Raw genomic sequence first — 17,933 nt, forward strand, 5'->3', positions numbered from 1 at the left:
AAATCATCGCGATACTTCAATGAGTAAGCTCGTACTGGCAGTATGATATGAAATACCTTGAGCGCGGTGTTTCAGTTCCCATAGGTACAGGTTTATAAAATTCTTTAAGTGATTTGTCCACCACTGAGAATACACAGTTCACAGAAAGGAAATTAATGACTTTTTACTTAAGCTTTCTCGGTGTAGCGCGCAGTGCCCCCTGCCCTCGTTGGTAAAATAGACTTGTCGTGTATAAATGACTACAGGAGCGCGGTGGATATTACTTTTAAGAGAGTATATTGCCACTGCGAATCCCATTGTCGCGAGATAAACTCGCTGCTACCTTTAACTAACAACCGTAGCGTTGTGATAAATGTTTTGTACGTCGTCGCAATCTTCAAGCATGGTAATAAACTTATCAAAATTAGCAATGTCATCTACATCTGTAATATCTATGTGTACTTGTGGTACAAACGTAATTTCGTCAACTTCGAAATTAATGCCTTCAAATGCTTCCTCAAGAGCTGTTTTTGCCTTAAAATATTCTGTATGCGGGGCAAAAACAGATACTTTACCGTCTTCCACTTCTACATCGGTTACATCAACATCAGCCATCATCAGCGCTTCAAGTACGACCTCATCGTCATCACCACTAAAACCTAATACAGCAAAGTGGTCAAACATATGGGCAACACAGCCTGGAGTGCCTATTTTTGAATCTGTTTTAGTAAACGGTAAGCGCACATCTTTAATGGTACGATTAGGGTTATCTGTTAAGCAGTCAACAATTACCATGCAGTTACCAGGGCCATAACCTTCATAACGGGCTGTTGAATAATCTTCCCCTGCTCCGCCCGCTGCTTTTTCAATTGCTTTTTCGATTACATGTGCAGGAACTTGGTCACGCTTCGCACGCTCAATTAAACGCTTAAGCGATTGGTTTACTTCTGGGTCAGGCTCACCGTTTTTTGCAGCAACGTAAATTTCTTTACCGTATTTAGAATTAACTTTGGTTTTAGCATTGGCTGTTTTAGCCATTGAACTTTTGCGGACTTCAAATGCTCTGCCCATCTTACGCCTCTATTGTAAACTCGATATATTGAAAACATTTTAACAATTCACGCTGTGATGGGCTAGTAGTTAAATGAGTGTCAAATAACAATTATAATGTTTCATTTCACATGGCTAATATTTAAAAACATTAAACAACACTCTATTTAACATAATAATAAAATTATTGAACGCTGGAGTGTAAAAAAAGTAACTCTTGTTGATCTTCTCTCAACTGATTTATTAACTTAGGCAGTTCACTAAAGTGACGAAGAATGTAATCTGCTTGATTGGCATATAAAGGCATTTCATCAGGTGCGTATAAGCACGCTCTCATATTTGCATTATGTGCAGCTTGAATATCATAAAGATAGTCTCCAACATACAAGAGATTTTTCTGGTCTATATTCCACAGCGTAGCAATTGCATTTAACGCACTCGGATCGGGTTTCGGTGGGGCATCACTTCGCGTAAGTACCGTTTGTATTGGCAGCGGATTATTTTTTAATTTAATCGCCACAGCGCGGTCATAATTGCGTGTCACAATTGCCATTGGTATAGCAAGCTCTTTAAGCTGTGTTATAGCTTTCGCAACACCGGGTAGTAAATAGGCATGCTGGGCATCCATAAGCTCATGCTGGTGAACAATGTTCATTGCTTCTTCGCGCATATATGGTGACGGTAAAGTGGCTATATAACTGAGTAAGTCAACCTCCTCAGGGCAGCCTATTTGAGCTCTAATTAATGTAAAATCAAGATCAGATGACACTAAAGTCCCATCTAAATCAAAAATAACCCCTTCAACAGAATGATGATGATATGTGTTCATACATTTCCTTGTATCTGATGTTCAGCGTTGTGTTCGCATCTTAGTAACTTACTTTAAGATAGTGTACGTGCTCAAATATGAAAAGGAACAAATCTAAATAATTTAGGATAAAAAAACGCGCACAGAAGAAATGTGCGCGTTGGTTGGGGGAACAGTCACTAATTAATTAGTCAGAATCTTTCTCTTTCTTTGGAAGTGGCTCAAAGCGCGCTTCTAGCCACGTGTCGTCTTGGGTAAAATGCAAGGTCTTGACCTTACCTTTACCTTCAACATTTACCATATTTACTTGTGCAGGCCATAACTCTCTCAAAGCCCCATGGCTCATGCGTATTCCTTCAATCCCTTGCGGAATAGGTGCTTCTTGATAAACCCAAAAGAATTTACCATCAATTTGTGCACCTACTTTACGTAACTTCAAAGGAACGCCTGCTAAGGTTTTCAAAGCAACATGCGATTCAATATATTCAGCAAAGCGTTGTTGATCTTTTTTGTTACTAATAATGTCTGCATTGCCCGCAAATAAATGCTCTACTGCATGTTCGGTATCATGTAAATAAAAACGATGCATTAATTCAATATTATTAGTGCGTTTATTGAATAAAACAGTTGTTACAGACGCTTTTAATTGATGTGCAAAACTGGGTGCTGCAATTAAAAAACATAAGGCAACAAGCAAGAATCGCATTATTGTTGCTCCTCATTAGCGTCTTTCGGCTCATCTTTTTTTAGCTCAGTTTTAATATCCTGCATGATATCGCGGCTAACTTTGGCTTTACTTTTATCACGCTTATACACTTCGATTCGTGATGGAATAATGCGACGAGGGTAATTGTTGTTCTCAACATCAACGTCCGCAGTTTCCCAGCGAGGGTCAACCGTTACAGATACCAAAGGCTTGTTTTTATCGGTAATAATAAGCTTTTGTACGTGCTTGTGATTACGACGCCAAATTTCCGCCGGGATTGCACGCTCTTCTTTGCTACCATCTTCATACGTTAACTCAAGTAAGATCGGCATAACTAAGCCACCTAAGTTTGAAAATTCAAGTACATAATAGTTTTTATCTTCTGCAACAGCGCGATCTAGAACTTTGCGTTCCCACGGCTTCAAGCCTTTTAAAAATTTGTTGTACGAGTTACGCTCTTTGTTGGTCACTGTAAAACGATCGTTTTCATCATAAAAATCGGTCACATCTGTGTTTTCATCAACCCACAACTTTTTACCTTCCGCTTTATTTCGTTCAATAAATAGTGGTGTAGGCTTAGCCGCTTCAATATCACGCAAGCGATTAAAATCGATATCTGGGTTCTTCGTGTCTAAACGCAGCTGATATACTTTATCTAACGAAATATCAACATGATCAGTCGTAAAGAACCAACCACGCCAAAACCAATCTAAATCAACACCTGACGCTTCTTCCATAGTCCGGAAAAAATCAGCTGGGGTAGGGCGCTTATACTTCCAGCGCTGGGCATATTCTTTAAAGGCAAAATCAAATAACTCGCGACCTAAAATCACTTCGCGCAGAATGTTCAGTGCAGCAGCAGGTTTGGTATAAGCGTTAGGGCCTAAACGTAATACACTATCTGACTGAGTCATTACAGGAACTTGGTTTTCAGATTTCATATACGCGACGATATCACGCGGTTCAACACCCCATGGAATTGTTGGATCCCACTCACGACCTGCAACACCATCTAAAAAGCTGTTTAACCCTTCATCCATCCACGTCCATTGACGCTCATCTGAGTTAACAATCATTGGGAAATAAATATGACCCACTTCATGGATAACCACGCCGATTAAAAAGCGCTTTTCGGCTTGAGAATAAGTACGCGTACCATCATCTTGTAACTTTGTACGCGGGCCATTAAACGTGATCATTGGGTATTCCATACCGCCAACAGGGCCATTGACTGACTGCGCTACAGGATATGGATAATCAAATGAATAACGAGAGTACACATCCATCGTATGGATCACTGATTCTGTTGAATATTTTTTCCATAAATCGCCCCCTTCTTTAGGGAAGAATGACATCGCCATTACTAATGGCTGCTCTTTGCCTCCTTGTTGGTAACCTTTGGCATCCCACATAAATTTACGCGAAGAAGCCCATGCAAAATCACGCACGTTTTCAGCTTTAAAGTGCCATGTTTTGGTTTTGTCTGAGCCTTCTTTTTCGTTCTCTAGTGCTTCTTCTTCAGTGACGATAAAAACTGGCCGTTTTGCTTTTTCAGCTTCTTTTAAACGGTTACGTTGAGTGCGGGTTAACACACTGCTGGCGTTATCAAGCTTACCCGTTGCCGAGACGATGTGATCAGCAGGAACAGTGATCTCAACATCATAATCACCAAACTCTAAGGTAAACTCACCACTGCCTAAGAAAGCTTTATTAGTCCATGCTTCATAATCAGTGTAAGCAGCTAAACGCGGAAACCACTGCGCAAGTAAAAATATATCATTGCCATCTTTTTCAAAGTGCTCGTAACCAGAGCGTGCACCTACGGCATCTTCTTCCACAATGTTGAAAGCAAAGTTCATACTAAATTCAACATCTTTACCCGGCTTAAGTGGCTCATTTAAGTCAATACGCATAAGGGTATCAACAACCGTTACTTTTAGTGCTCTACCGTTATCGTCTTTTACATCAGCAACGGTAAAACCTAATTCGTTATCACCCATAAATTGTTGACGACGCAATTGGCCTAAGCTCAACTTTGCTGGTTTTTGATCTGGGCGACCTTGTAATTTATTTGTATTAAAAGTTGATGTGCGCTCTGCAATTGAATCGCTTTTAAAAATATTTTGATCCAGTTGTAACCATAAATACTTTAAAGTGTGTGGTGAGTTATTTTTATATTCAATCGTTTGGCTAGCCGTTAAACGGCGCTTTTTTTCATCTAACTTTACATCAATATCGTAGTTAACTTCTTGTTGCCAATAATTTTCAGCAGGAGCACCGGCTGCATTGCGATATACATTTGGCGTAGGCAATGCCTCATCAAGTTGGCGAAACTTATCAACAAACGAACCCTTAGTTTGCTCAACTGACGACGCCATTACAGTACTTGAAAGTGCCAGAGGTACTAAGAGTGCACCCAAGGTCATCACTGCTTTTTTCATAATTGTTCCTGTTAATTTTGTGTAATGTTACTGTGTCAAAATTGCATACACTATTCAATCTATTAGCGATAAACCCACGCATTTATAGGGTAAAAAATAATGTATTCCTAAATATCTTACTTTTACAATAATATTGGTATCGTAAAGGGGGTTTACAGTCATAGATTCATGCAAATGTTTTACTGTTAGTACAGAAGCAAACTTGAAATCAGAGCAACTTGAACACGTTTTTGTAAAAGGGAAAGTATGAGATTTTACATCGTAACAAATGATCGTATTGCTACAATTCCAGCGCAAAACGCTCAACTGAATAAATACAAAAAACAGGCTTTAAATTCATCGATATTGCCGATTAATACGATGAAAATGATGCATTAAATCGTATACCTAAATATAAGAAAGTAGATACAATGTGGCTTGTTTTATGCAGTATTTTAGTGCTTTTAAGCCTAATTTCGGCTATTTATACGTTAATTACAAAATAGTGAAGTTTTTAGTTGATCTTTATAGTCATTTGTATTTAAAATCGCCCACTTTTTTGATTTGAGGGGTAAAAGAGCACAGCTTTTTCCTTCAAAAGTGTTTCGAAATAATGCAGAAAATGCGGTGGTCATATGGATTTTTATATCCTAAAAAAACAACAAGAACTAATTGCAATACCAGCCGACGAACAAAGCTGTAAACAATACTTAGACTCTGGGTATTTTTATATTGATAAAGTAGCGGCCTGCAACGAAACAAATGCATTAAAAGTGTTGCAGTCAAAACAAACTAAAGCACTCAAGGTGCCATTAATTATGGCTTTATTTGCTTTACCTCTTGTTCTTTTTGCTTGGTACAGCCTAAGTAATTAAAGATTAAGCTTTTCACCCTTGCATCTTAATATAGCTTGGGTATATTGACGCTCTTAACCGTTTTTAAGAGCGTGACATGAAAGTTTTACATACCTCAGATTGGCATTTAGGCCAGCATTTCTATGAACACAGCCGTAGCCAAGAACATCAACAATTTTTTAATTGGCTGATTGATACGCTCGCTAACGAAAACGTCGATTTATTACTCGTTTCAGGTGATATTTATCACACAGCAACGCCTGCAGCGAGCGCTGAGAATCAGCTTTATCAATTTGTAAAAGACGTAAAAAAACGCTGCCCTAATTTACATATTGTTATTATTGCTGGAAATCATGACTCAGCAAACAGAATTATGACCGCACAGCCGTTACTTGCCCAATTTGATACCCATGTAGTAGGGCGCTTTGATGTGAATAACCCAGATGGGGTGGTCATTCGTTTGAACACTGATTTTATCAACACCCATATCGTTGCTATGCCCTTTTTACGCGCAAGTGATGTTAGCCCCCTCAGCAACAATGAAAACGGCCACGATTACGCTCAGGGCATTGCTAAGGCCTATCAGCTTAGCACTGAATGCGCATTACAAGATAAACCCGCTATCACACCTTTAATCGTGATGGGGCACTTACATGCCAAAGGCGGGGATATCTCCAGCGACTCAGAACGCAATTTAGTCATTGGCGGTGAAGACGCAGTCACTGCACAGGTATTTAGTACCAATGCAGACTACGTCGCACTTGGGCATCTACATAAAGCACAGAAAGTGGCTAAATCAGATTTTATTCGTTACAGTGGCACACCAATGCCTATGTCGTTCTCAGAGCGTCACTATCAACATCAAGTCTGTCTTATTGAATTTAAAACCAGCGAAAAAGGGACTATCGAAACCACTGTAAACCCCCTTTACATTCCACGTACAAATGACGTTATTTTACTGCCCGAAGGTGATTGCGTGCCCCTTGCGCAATTATGTGAGCAAATAACCGAGCTGGACTTAAGTAATCATGCTCATGCCCCCTATTTACGAGTGAAACTCAGCGCAGGTGACACCGATACCACCTTTAGAGAGCAAATTGAGAATGCTCTAGAGAATAAAGATATACACTTTTGTGGCATAGAGCGTGTTCGTCAAACAAATAAAGAGCACAACACACCGGTATTTGAAGACTTAACGCAAGTAGAAATGCTCAACCCGCACACACTATTAGAACAAGCCTTTGCAGCAAATAAAGATTTAGCGGGTGAAGAAGTATCAAACGAACTTAAAAGTCTACTAACTAATGTAATTGCTGAGCTTGAGGAGCAAGAACAACAATGAAAATCCTCGCGGTACGAATTAATAATTTAGCATCAATCGTCGATGCACAAATAGACTTTGAAAGCGCGCCTTTGAAAGACGCGGGCTTATTCGCAATCACAGGGGATACCGGCGCAGGTAAAAGTACAATTTTAGATGCTATTTGTTTATCTTTATATGCTAAAACCGCACGTTTAGGTGGCGACCATGGTAATAAAGTCGAGTTTCAAGGTGACAATATTAGACTCAATGACGCCCGTAATTTATTGCGCCGTGGAGCAGGGCAGGGCTTTGCAGAAGTTGACTTTATAGGCCAAGATAAACAACGTTACCGTGCTCGATATGAAATAGCCAGAGCAAGAGGCAAAGCAAACGGTAATTTAAAAAGCGCAGAACACACGCTATTTAGCCTGCCAGATGAGTCTTTACTTGTCAGTAGTAAAAGCGCTACCAGTAAAGAAATTGAGCGCATTATAGGTTTAAGTTTTGAGCAGTTTTCGCGTGCGGTATTATTGGCACAACATGAGTTTGCCGCTTTTTTAAAAGCCAGCGCAGATGAACGCGCACAGCTCTTAGAGTGCCTAACGGGTACCGATAAATTTAGTTTAATTGGTAAACGTATTTATGAGCGTCATAAAGAGCAACTCAGTAAATTAGAAATACTAAAAGCAAGCGTAGCTAGTTATACACTATTAACAGATGAAGAATTGGCAACAAAAACAACCGTTCTTGCTGATTTGAAAAAACAAATTGAATTAGCGAAACAAGACTTAGCCAACACCGAACAAGGGCTTAATTGGCATAAACAAGCCAATACATTAGATAAAGCCCTACAGGCTGCATTACAAAACCAACAACAAGCAAACAACGCGCTTGAACTTATTGCTCAAAAAAGTGAGCAAGCAAAACAGGCACAAAGTACACTTGAAATTAAAGATAATCGCCGTCGTTTTAAAGATTTAACAGTTCAAAATACAGAGCTAACAGCTAAAATCAGTGATTTAAAAAAAATTGACCACGCAGCATTAATCACGGATCTTGCTAGTACATTAGAAACACACAGCGATACGCTAAAAACGGCGAAACAACAAAAGCAAAGTGCTGAACCAGTTATAGCTAAAGCACGCGAGCTCGACAACAACATTGCGATACAAGCACAAGCAATTACAACCATCACTCAGCAAACCGAAAAAGAACAAAAACAACTAACTCACTTACAACAGCAACATAAAAAAAACCACACAGATCATAATGAGGCTGTAAAACTCACAGAAAAACACCAGCAATGGCTAGAGCAGCACAACCAGCTCAAGCAATTAGCCAGTGATTGGAATTACTATAAACACAGTTTTAATCAGTTTTTAAGTGCTAAGCAGCAATTAAGTATAACAACAGAGCAAAGCCAAAAGTTAAAAAACGAGCAAATAGAGCAAACCGAGTTACTCGCCAAACATAATGAAAAAGTTACGTTTAATGAGCAAGCACTTATACACGAGCAACAAAAACTAAATCAATTAAATACGCAACAAAATGAATTTAATATTGAGCATTACGACGCCCAACTTAAAGCGATTGATTATTTAAAAGAGCAGCGTGAACGTTATAAACAATTTAACCTTGAGCTTAAGCAAAGTACGCAGCAACAAAGCTCGACTACAGCAAAGCTTGCCCAAAGCCAACAAACACAAACATCGCTTAAACAAAAACTAATTCAATGCGAGCAAACGCTTAAACACAGTGAATACGCACTGAATCAAGCGCGCCTACGTGCCAGCGAAAATGTTGAGCATTTACGCACGCAACTAGCACCCAATGAGCCATGTGTAGTCTGTGGTGCAACCGAACATCCATTTGCCAGTAACCAAAACCAGCAATTTGATAATTTAATAACTGATTTTGAAAACAACTTTAACAACGTTAAGCAACACTATGATCATGCTTTAACTGAGCTTCACCAACATCAAACACAGCATGCCGTCTTAGTTGCCGAGCATACTCAGCATAGTCAAGCGATACACACTGCACAAAACAAGCAACTTGAAATTAAAAACACCATGCAAGCGGCCCGCAGTGAGTTGAATGAGCTTACCCCTGAGCAACTTAATACCACATACACACAACTTAGTGAGCAAAAAGCACACTATTTTGAAACTCAAAAAACACAGCGCAGCTTACAAGAGAAAGTAAATCAGCTGCAAAGTACATTAAAAACAGAGCAACAAACTCAACAAGTTTTACACACTAAGCATGTTGATTTAACCAACCAACAAAACCAACTTAGCAACAAGTTGGACGAACTAAATACACAAATTAATGAGCTGAGCACAGCGCTTAATTCGCAGTTTGAAAAGGCCGAGTTTTGGCAGCAATTGCAAAATAACACATTAAATCTAACTGACTTAAATCAGCAAGTAGAGCAATTTCAGCACGCCCAAGAACAGCTAGAGCAAAGTCAAAAACGCCGTGATGCTGCGGATCAACAAATACAACAATTAACCCCACTTATAACCGATGCTGAGCTAATACTAAAAACACTCAATGACGACTCAAGCACAGCTCAGCAACTGCAAAGCACAACGCAAAGCGAACGTTTAGCGCTATTTAATGGGGAACACATTAGTGCAGACGACTATCTGGCAAAACTAACAGCTCAACAAGAACAATGCCAAACACAGCTTAATGAGAGTCAAAAAGCCCACGATAACGCAATTAAAAAGCGCGACGAACACGCTATAAGCCTTAAGAACGATGAACAACGCCTACTTGAAAATACTCAAGATCAAGTTTCACTTAGTGATCGTTATAATGAATGGTTTGCTGAATTTAAAACCCTGTACGTTGATGCTAGCCATGCACAGGTCGAAATTTTACTAACTCTAAGCGGTGAGGATATTAAAGCGCAATTAACACAACACGCGCAATTAACCCACGCTTTAGTTGATGCCAACGCCGCATTAAAGCAGCAGCAAAATGCACATGCGCAGCATCAAAATAACGATAAACCAAAGCATGATCATAGCGAGCTTGTTGAGCAATTAAATAGTATAAACGAGCAATTAACAGCGCTACACAAGTCACAACTTGAAACCAATACGGCGCTTGAGCAACACAATCAAAATAGTCATCTACTGCAGAGCAAACAAGCTGAATTGATCACATTACAAGCGCAGGCACAGCAGTGGCATTTACTAAACAAAGTACTCGGTGATGCAACAGGTAAAACCATGCGTAATTTAGCGCAAACACAAACACTAAAAATACTGCTTCATTATGCAAATAGCCACTTACGCACTTTGAACAAGCGCTATGAGCTCACTGCAATTGATCAAACTTTAGATATCGCTATTGTTGATAAAGATATGGCAGATGAAAAACGTTCGGTAAATACTTTATCAGGCGGGGAGTCATTTTTAGTTTCCTTGGCATTAGCGCTTGGCCTTGCATCGCTGTCATCAAACAAAGTTAGCATTAACTCTTTGTTTATTGATGAAGGCTTTGGTACGTTAGACAGTGAGACTCTTAGTATTGCCATGGATGCACTCGATTCATTACAAGCACAAGGTCGCAAGGTGGGAGTTATTTCTCATGTAACACAAATGACTGAACGAGTTGCCACACAAGTACACGTCGCTAAAAAGCCTGGTGGTTATTCAACTATTTCGATTATTTAAAGGATTGATACTATGCCAACATTTACCAATGACGAAGCAACTGAGTATGACTCACGCATAACCCGACTCGTCCCAGGTTATGATTTACTCCATAGCACCACCGCGGCACAGCTAAAAGCAACGCTGGGCGATCACGCGCATATTTTAATCGTAGGTTCTGGCACAGGCAAAGAAATCGCACAGCTTGCTACACTTAACCCAACATGGCGTTTTACCGCGCAAGATATCTCAATTGATATGCTTAACATTGGCCAACAGCGCTTCGCAGATATGGGCATTAGTGAACGCGTGACAATTCATGTAGGGGATGTGGCAACGTTAACAGACCCTGTAGATGCAGCGATATGTTTGTTAGTACTGCACTTTTTAGCTGACAATGGCGATAAGAAAACCATGCTAAAAGCAATTTCTAAACTGCTAAAACCACAAGGGCAACTATATCTAGGTGACCTAATGCGCCCAGAGACGACCTTTGAACGTGATGCTCAGTTTATATTATGTCAACAGTTGGGCTTAACTGAAGTGGGTATCGAGCGAATGAAACATAATTTTGAGCATGAGTTTTTTGCTCTAGATAGAATGCGTTTAGCCGATCTACTTAATGAGTCTGGTTTCAACACTGCAAAGCTATACTTTAAAGCGTTAAGCTTTAGCGGTCATGTTATACAAAAACGCTAATAATGGCACTGGGTTAGTCCATGTTTAATAATGTCGGCTAACCCCTGTTATCATATAGGTTACAGTTAACGCATTGTTCAGCAGGAAATAAAAGATTGATTTTTAAGTGTAATTTATTGTTATTGATCTTTGTACCCAATAAACTTGCAACCTAGAAAAATACTGTTACGCTATATATTCATCTTTTACAGGACGTAAACCAATGAATAAATGGATTTTTTTAATCATCCTAGGTTTTAGTAGCCAAGTAAATGCAACAACGCATACTGAATGTAAACTACTAAAAAAAGAACGTACATCCATATATCAGCAGCTAAACCAAAGTGCGTTACTCGTTAACGTCCAGCAATTAAAAAAACGTCACGCGATCCTTACAGCCAGTTTGTCCCAGCATTGTCATAAAACGACACCAAGTAACGCACGCATGACTTTGCCTTTAGTAGATAGCGTTAATACGTATGAAAAAAAACAAACAACCTTACAAGAAGCATTTCATTTATTACCCTCTAGCTGCGATTCTGCCACACTAATAAGGAATGCCCATTGGTGTGATACACAAAAAAAACCTCTATCGACAGCAAAAGTAAGCACAATGATAAAGCAGATTGAAATAGAATCAGATGACCACATTTTTAATATTTCACACTCATTTGAAAGCGCGACAATAACGACTATTTCACCATCTAAAGTTAAGCAACTAAGCCAAAATAACTTATTTCATAACGCAATTATTGTTGTCGCCGGGCTATTTTTTCTAAGTGTGGCCATATTACTAGGATTGTGTTGGCGACAAACACGTTCAAATAACAATACCTACTTTATATTTAGACCTTAACAGATAATTCTGTAGCGGCAGATAGTTGCCGCACTCATGCTTAATAAAGATTAACCGCTTTGCAAGCAACCTTACTGATACCCTCCTACTGTCCAATACTAAGTAACTTTGCCCACGGACTCGACCTATCCTCTAAGTTTTTTCCCAATTCATCTGGAGCAATGCCTCCTAATAAAGCATTTTTTTGATCTTCCAACTGCGCTGTAAACCCTTTAATTGCATCAATAAAATCTTCTTTATCTGTTGCTAATAATGACTGAGATTCTTTTATATCATTTTCAGCCAGGCTTAGCATTTCTTGGCGAAGCCCCAGTTCTTTATAGGCTAAAAAATCAATCCCTAAGGAATTAAACAAAGCAGCTTCGCGCATTTCATCTCGTTCAATCACCACTTTTATAGGGACTTCCATTATTTCTTGAATCGACAGCTTATAAAAATCTTGCTCGTAAGTCCGTGTATCGGGGTTTTTCTGTAACTGAGCACGAACTTCATATTTAATATCTTGATAAAGCGCCTTGGCTTGTTCAGACACGTTCTCATGGTTATTGGCAACATTAACAGCCATGTCGATTGTAACCGGCTTAGGCGCTTGTGCGTGCTGTAGTTTTTGAGAAAATTCTGTGTGCTTATTGATGCTACTTGTATGAGAGTAATCCGCTGTTGGGTTAATAGCCGCATACCCAGCTATCGCCTTGATCATTGAGATTGAAGACATAATAAATCCTTGTTGTGTGTTCCCCCTCTGATACAGCAATTTCAATACCAGCTTTAAAAAAAGGCTAATATCTTAAACGACCAATCTATTTTCATTCCTACCCAAAGGTGCTTATTCTGCAGTTTACGTATAAAGTGATATTTAGCATTAAATAGATCCACGTTAATAAAGGGTATTGATATGGAAAACTTAGGTTTTATTTTCGGAATTATAGGGATGTCGATGGGCCTTGCTGGCTTTATATTTAGCATCGTAGCAATGTCAAAAATAGATAAACTTGAAAGTAAACTCAAGCAACTTGATGTCTTAAATCAAGATTTTAAATTGGACTAGCGCGGGTATTCATGATGTTTAATAAAGATAAACAGGCCTTAATAGTTACAATTAAGGCCTGAATCTAACCAGCATAATGCAGAGAAAGTGTTTAATACTTCCTCCGTTGCATTTTTACAAGTAATTAAAAATTAGTCATCCGTTTTTAATTGCTTAGCGCGCTCCTCTGCGGCAATTAATTCAGGTGATTTTGGTACAATTTTTTTAGGCTCAATTGTTGGCTTTTCATTTGAATCAGGTGCCCAAGTAGGATCTAAAGATAAGTTGGCAAATGGGTTCGCTTTTTTAGCTTGTGGATCAGCCGATGTTGAAGCCTTTGTTTCAACTGCTTTTTGTTGCTCTGCTACTAATTCATTGTTTAATGCGGTAAGTGCTTGCGCAACTTCATCATTTTCAGCCATATTTTCGGTCTCAGCATTTAATGCAGTAACAGCTTCAACGGATACCAATGGCTCATTTTTAATCGGCTCAACAACGGTTGTCGCAACAGGCACCTCATGTGAGCTTGAAACTTCAGGGTGAATGTTTTGCGGCTGGGTAGGCTGGGTATCTTCAGTACGCTCACTAGGCGTGTCACTTGGCTTCGCCTCATCGGACTCAATAGGCTCTTTAGTTGGTTCACTCTTTATAGGTTTAGTCCCAGGTAAAGGCGCATTAGGATCAAATATGCGAATTTCTGGCTCTTCAAAATCATGTTCATTTTTAAAAATACGTTGGGTTAGATCAATACGGTTGACTGTAGGTTTTTCTACCGGTTCATTAGGCGTAATTGCAGGCTCACAGTTACTGACTTCTTGTGTGTCTGTAACAGGCTCGACTGATATTGGTTTAATAGTAGATTGAGGCGCTTTTACTGGTGTAGTTAATTCAGGCGCTGGCGTTATTGGCTCAACCGCCGCTTTATTTTTTTCTCGTATACGAAAAACGATAAATGCAGCTAATAACAATACACCTAAAAGCAACACCGTAGGAATTAATAATGATGCTGATTCTGTTTGTTGACTTTCAACAACGGGGGGGACATATTTCACAACAGCTTGTGTCGGTTCAGTTTGAACGGTTAGCGGTTCAACTGTTTCTGCATTGTTTGTCTCTTCACTTATGTCAATAATTGCGGGGGTGCTATCTTTTACTTGTTCTAATGTATCATTGCTATTTACTGACTCCGCTTGTGCACTATTAGCTTCACCCGCTTGAGTGTCAAGGGGGTTTACAGTAACTGTTTGTGTTACTTCTTCTGTTAAAACTTCTATTGGTTCAACAGTCGCTGAAGTATCAGCATGAAAAGTCGGTTCATCTATTACAATCGACTTTGCCGATTCTTGTTTTTCAACTTGGATAGGCGGCGCTTTGCTGCAATTTTTTTTGTAGTCTCTGGCAGCATTGCGGTAACTTTGGCTACTTGTATTATCTTTATGTTGCTGCATTTGCTGCTTATACAAAATACATAAAGCTTCACTGTATTTAGCAAAACTATTAAAACTACAAGTGAGTAAAAAAAATAAGCTAAGTCGTATAAATAAGGTCATCATTAATCTATTAAAGCAAAATAACACAATGACCCCAGTTTAATAGCACTGAAGAAATTAATCTAGCCACGTATTGCTTATTCTATCACCATCAACGCGCGATACTCATCGTAAGCAAATTGATCAGTCATACCACTAATATAGTCTTGGATAAGCCTACACCTGTAATAAAACTCGTAAGCCAATACATGATCAGGCTCTGCTTGCATTGCGTCAATGGCTTGTGAATAGCTGTTCAAATGCTTTTTAGATAGCTTTTTAAGTAATCTAGTTTCAATTAAAAAGCGTTGGTCGCCTTTAGTAACCCGTTTAAAATCGTCATGGCTTAATTGTAATAACGGCTTATAACAATCAAGTAAGCCATTAATAATGCGATAACCTTGTAACTCAAGTTTTTCAACTTCTTTATGAGAAAAAACATGTTCTAAAGCAACCTGTTTTAGCGTTTTAGTTACCGCATGTAAATGACTTCTATCTTCTAATAGTGCTTGATTGAAATCGCCATGAAATACCGCTTCAATATTGTTTATAAAGCGCTTAGCTGCATAATTTACAAGTGGATGTAACAATGAAACGCGTAAATATATAAAAAACTCACTATTAAAATTATAGGGTTGTTGCGCCGCCTTCTCTAACGCATAATTTACTGCTTTTTCAACCATCAGCTGATGTTCACCATCATTAATAGCAAAGTTTATTAGCGCTTTTTTATAATGCAGCTTGAGTTTTTCGCATAATAACTCAACGCTTATAATGTCTTTCTCAACGGCATCTTCAATATCTGCCAGACAATATGAAATATCATCTGCCGCTTCCATTATGTAACTCGCAGGGTGGCGACACTGTGGGTCTATTTCAAGTTCCTTTTGCAATGATTCTACAAAGTTTTTTTCGCTAAAGTAAAAACCCACTTTTTTCATTAAATAATTTTTGCTCTGAGGAATATCTGCTTTTTGCATTGTGGCGGGACGAGTGTATTTTAATATTCCTGCCGTTTGGCTGTATGTTAAGTTTAGACCAAGCAGTGAATGAACAATACGAATACCTTGTGCATTGCCTTCAAAATTACATACATCTTGCGCTAAGTGCTTAAATATAACACCAATACCTGTGTGCGGATCTGCACAGCGCTGTGGTATCAATGCAGTGAGGTTCTTGTCAAACCAATGATTAATTGCTGCTTCACCAAAATGTCCAAATGGAGGGTTACCAATATCGTGCATCAGGCAAGCCATTTCGACCAAACTTTCCAAGGGGCGTTCTAAATCTATTAAACCAAACTCACGCTGCTGCTGATCGCTTAAGTAATTAAAAATACGCTGCACGATAAAGCGGCCAACTTGTTGTACTTCAAGCGAGTGGGTAAGTCGAGAGCGCACCGCAGCATTGCGCTCTAATGGAAAAACCTGCGTTTTTTGCTGCAACCGACGAATAGCAGCGCTGTTAATGATACGGCCACGGTCGCTTTCAAGCGCAGTTTGTAAATTAGGTGTGGAGCGAACTTCTCGAGCGGGGGTTATTTTTTTAGTAAAATCGATCATAGTAGTTCCTTCTTAAAGTCTTTTTAAATTAACAGCTTTATCCAACAATTCTAAATTAATACGTTATATTTATAAAAAAATATCGTTAAACTCAGCAATTATAAATTTTTTATTACCGAACGGAAAAATTATGAAGTGGCTCAGCCATCTCTTGCTATTAACTTTTTTAGCTTTTAGCTCCTTAACTATAAGTGCTAAAACCGACAATACTGTCGTACTTATCTCCCTTGATGGCTTTCGCTGGGATTATATTGAAAAACACAGCGCACCCAATCTAGCAAAAATGGCGGGATCTGGTGTACGTGCGAAAAAAATGCGCCCTGTGTACCCAACTAAAACATTTCCAAATCACTTGTCGATCATAACCGGTTTACTTCCGATTAATCATGGTATTGTTGATAATCGTTTTTGCGATAGTGACCGTAATGACTGCTACAGCATGGGCAAAGGATTAAAAGATAGCACATGGCTCAAAGGCATCCCTCTTTGGAATTTAGCCTCTATGCAAGGGCTAAAATCTGCCACCTATTTTTGGCCAGAGTCGGATGCGCGCTTTAACGGTATGACCCCTGATTACTTCTACCATTATTCAAAACATAGCGATTACCAACAACGTATTGATCAAGTGATTCAGTGGCTAGAGCTACCTAAAGCACAGCGCCCACGCCTTATTGTTAGTTATTTTTCATTGGTCGATAGCATGGGTCACGAATATGGCCCTGATGCAACACAAACCCGAGATGCTGTTCATCAGTTAGATGAGTTAATGGGTCAGCTACAGTCACGTATTGCACAGCTGTCGCTTAATATTAATTTAGTGATTGTTTCTGATCATGGTATGAGTGCGGTTGAACCACAGCAAAGTATTGCCCTAAGCAGCCTACCTAAAGATGAAAACTTTATGGTTAAAAATACTGGCCCACGCGTGCTCTTCTATGCAAATAAAGACAGTAAAGCCGATATTCCAGCTTATAAAGAACGTTTAATGAATGCCGCAAAGGGCCGCTATATTGTGCTAACCGATGCACAGCGTAAGGGATATCATTATCAAAATAATGGCCGTACTGGCGATATTATTTTGCAAACTACCGCTCCACGAGTATTTTCAAATAAAGGTAAAGTAGATTACCTTGGCACCCATGGCTATGCCTACACTGATGATATGGCTGCAACTTTTATTGCTAATGGCCCAGCATTTAAACAAGGCTTATTATTAGATGAAGTCAATAATCTTGATATTTACCCGCTGATAGCCAAAGTCCTCGGAATTAAAATACTCAATAAAATCGATAGTGATGGAACAACCTTGTGGCCTGCGTTAGTAGAGTAAGCCGCTTATTGTTACGTTAAAGCTCTGATAGCTATTTAATCGCGAGAGCTTAGCTCAATGAGAATTGAGTCAAGCCCTCGCGTCCTTAGAAAACCCTTTAGACAGGACATGTTTTATCTTTGTGCTCCATTGTCGTCTGTTTATGAAATAACCCTGTCTGATT

The 17,933-nt window shown here is 39.2% G+C and carries 14 protein-coding genes; 7 read left to right on the forward strand and 7 right to left on the reverse strand.

The window, feature by feature from the left end:
* Positions 1 to 324 precede the first annotated feature (324 nt).
* The 4 genes from A7967_RS06755 to A7967_RS06770 form a co-directional block, all read right to left on the reverse strand.
* A complete protein-coding gene (locus A7967_RS06755) occupies positions 325 to 1,050 on the reverse strand; it encodes a YebC/PmpR family DNA-binding transcriptional regulator (RefSeq protein WP_054203953.1) in 726 nt (241 codons plus the stop codon).
* Positions 1,051 to 1,213: 163 nt separating this feature from the next.
* Positions 1,214 to 1,858, reverse strand: coding sequence for an HAD family hydrolase (locus A7967_RS06760; RefSeq protein WP_054203952.1), 645 nt, complete (start codon positions 1,856 to 1,858; stop codon positions 1,214 to 1,216).
* Positions 1,859 to 2,024: 166 nt separating this feature from the next.
* Positions 2,025 to 2,543 (reverse strand): DUF6702 family protein, encoded by a 519-nt coding sequence (locus tag A7967_RS06765; RefSeq protein WP_054203951.1) that lies wholly within the window; start codon positions 2,541 to 2,543, stop codon positions 2,025 to 2,027.
* Positions 2,543 to 4,984 (reverse strand): M1 family metallopeptidase, encoded by a 2,442-nt coding sequence (locus tag A7967_RS06770; RefSeq protein ID WP_054203950.1) that lies wholly within the window; start codon positions 4,982 to 4,984, stop codon positions 2,543 to 2,545. Before A7967_RS06770 ends, A7967_RS06765 begins: the two co-directional genes overlap by 1 nt.
* 614 nt (positions 4,985 to 5,598) lie before the next feature.
* Between A7967_RS06770 and A7967_RS06775 the strand changes: the two genes are divergently transcribed.
* The 5 genes from A7967_RS06775 to A7967_RS06795 all read left to right on the forward strand — a co-directional run bounded on the left by A7967_RS06775 (position 5,599) and on the right by A7967_RS06795 (position 12,322).
* Positions 5,599 to 5,838: a hypothetical protein gene (locus A7967_RS06775; RefSeq protein ID WP_054203949.1), complete on the forward strand. Its 240-nt coding sequence runs from the start codon at positions 5,599 to 5,601 to the stop codon at positions 5,836 to 5,838.
* A gap of 76 nt (positions 5,839 to 5,914) precedes the next feature.
* Positions 5,915 to 7,159, forward strand: coding sequence for an exonuclease SbcCD subunit D C-terminal domain-containing protein (locus A7967_RS06780; protein ID WP_054203948.1), 1,245 nt, complete (start codon positions 5,915 to 5,917; stop codon positions 7,157 to 7,159).
* Positions 7,156 to 10,809 carry an AAA family ATPase gene (locus tag A7967_RS06785; protein WP_054203947.1) on the forward strand — a complete coding sequence of 1,218 codons (3,654 nt, stop codon included), beginning with the start codon at positions 7,156 to 7,158 and terminating at the stop codon, positions 10,807 to 10,809. Before A7967_RS06780 ends, A7967_RS06785 begins: the two co-directional genes overlap by 4 nt.
* Positions 10,810 to 10,821: 12 nt before the next feature.
* Positions 10,822 to 11,487, forward strand: coding sequence for a class I SAM-dependent methyltransferase (locus A7967_RS06790; protein WP_054203946.1), 666 nt, complete (start codon positions 10,822 to 10,824; stop codon positions 11,485 to 11,487).
* A gap of 202 nt (positions 11,488 to 11,689) precedes the next feature.
* Positions 11,690 to 12,322, forward strand: a complete 633-nt coding sequence (locus A7967_RS06795) for a hypothetical protein (RefSeq protein ID WP_054203945.1) — start codon at positions 11,690 to 11,692, stop codon at positions 12,320 to 12,322.
* A gap of 85 nt (positions 12,323 to 12,407) precedes the next feature.
* Here A7967_RS06795 and A7967_RS06800 read toward each other — a convergent pair whose 3' ends face one another.
* Positions 12,408 to 13,037, reverse strand: coding sequence for a hypothetical protein (locus tag A7967_RS06800; RefSeq protein ID WP_054203944.1), 630 nt, complete (start codon positions 13,035 to 13,037; stop codon positions 12,408 to 12,410).
* A 180-nt stretch (positions 13,038 to 13,217) separates the two neighbouring features.
* Between A7967_RS06800 and A7967_RS23090 the strand changes: the two genes are divergently transcribed.
* Complete coding sequence (locus A7967_RS23090; RefSeq protein ID WP_167349693.1) at positions 13,218 to 13,370, forward strand: hypothetical protein; 153 nt, start codon at positions 13,218 to 13,220, stop codon at positions 13,368 to 13,370.
* Positions 13,371 to 13,501: 131 nt separating this feature from the next.
* On the opposite strand, the gene A7967_RS06805 is transcribed toward A7967_RS23090, so the two are convergent.
* A complete protein-coding gene (locus A7967_RS06805) occupies positions 13,502 to 14,902 on the reverse strand; it encodes a hypothetical protein (RefSeq protein ID WP_157601471.1) in 1,401 nt (466 codons plus the stop codon).
* Positions 14,903 to 14,976: 74 nt separating this feature from the next.
* On the reverse strand, positions 14,977 to 16,440 hold the full coding sequence (gene dgt, locus A7967_RS06810) for a dGTPase (protein WP_054203942.1): 1,464 nt from the start codon (positions 16,438 to 16,440) through the stop codon (positions 14,977 to 14,979).
* A gap of 130 nt (positions 16,441 to 16,570) precedes the next feature.
* Between dgt and A7967_RS06815 the strand changes: the two genes are divergently transcribed.
* A complete protein-coding gene (locus A7967_RS06815) occupies positions 16,571 to 17,770 on the forward strand; it encodes an alkaline phosphatase family protein (RefSeq protein ID WP_054203941.1) in 1,200 nt (399 codons plus the stop codon).
* The last annotated feature ends 163 nt before the right edge of the window (positions 17,771 to 17,933 follow it).

This window comes from Pseudoalteromonas neustonica (assembly GCF_001653135.1).
In the GTDB taxonomy this organism is placed as follows: Bacteria; Pseudomonadota; Gammaproteobacteria; order Enterobacterales; family Alteromonadaceae; genus Pseudoalteromonas; species Pseudoalteromonas neustonica.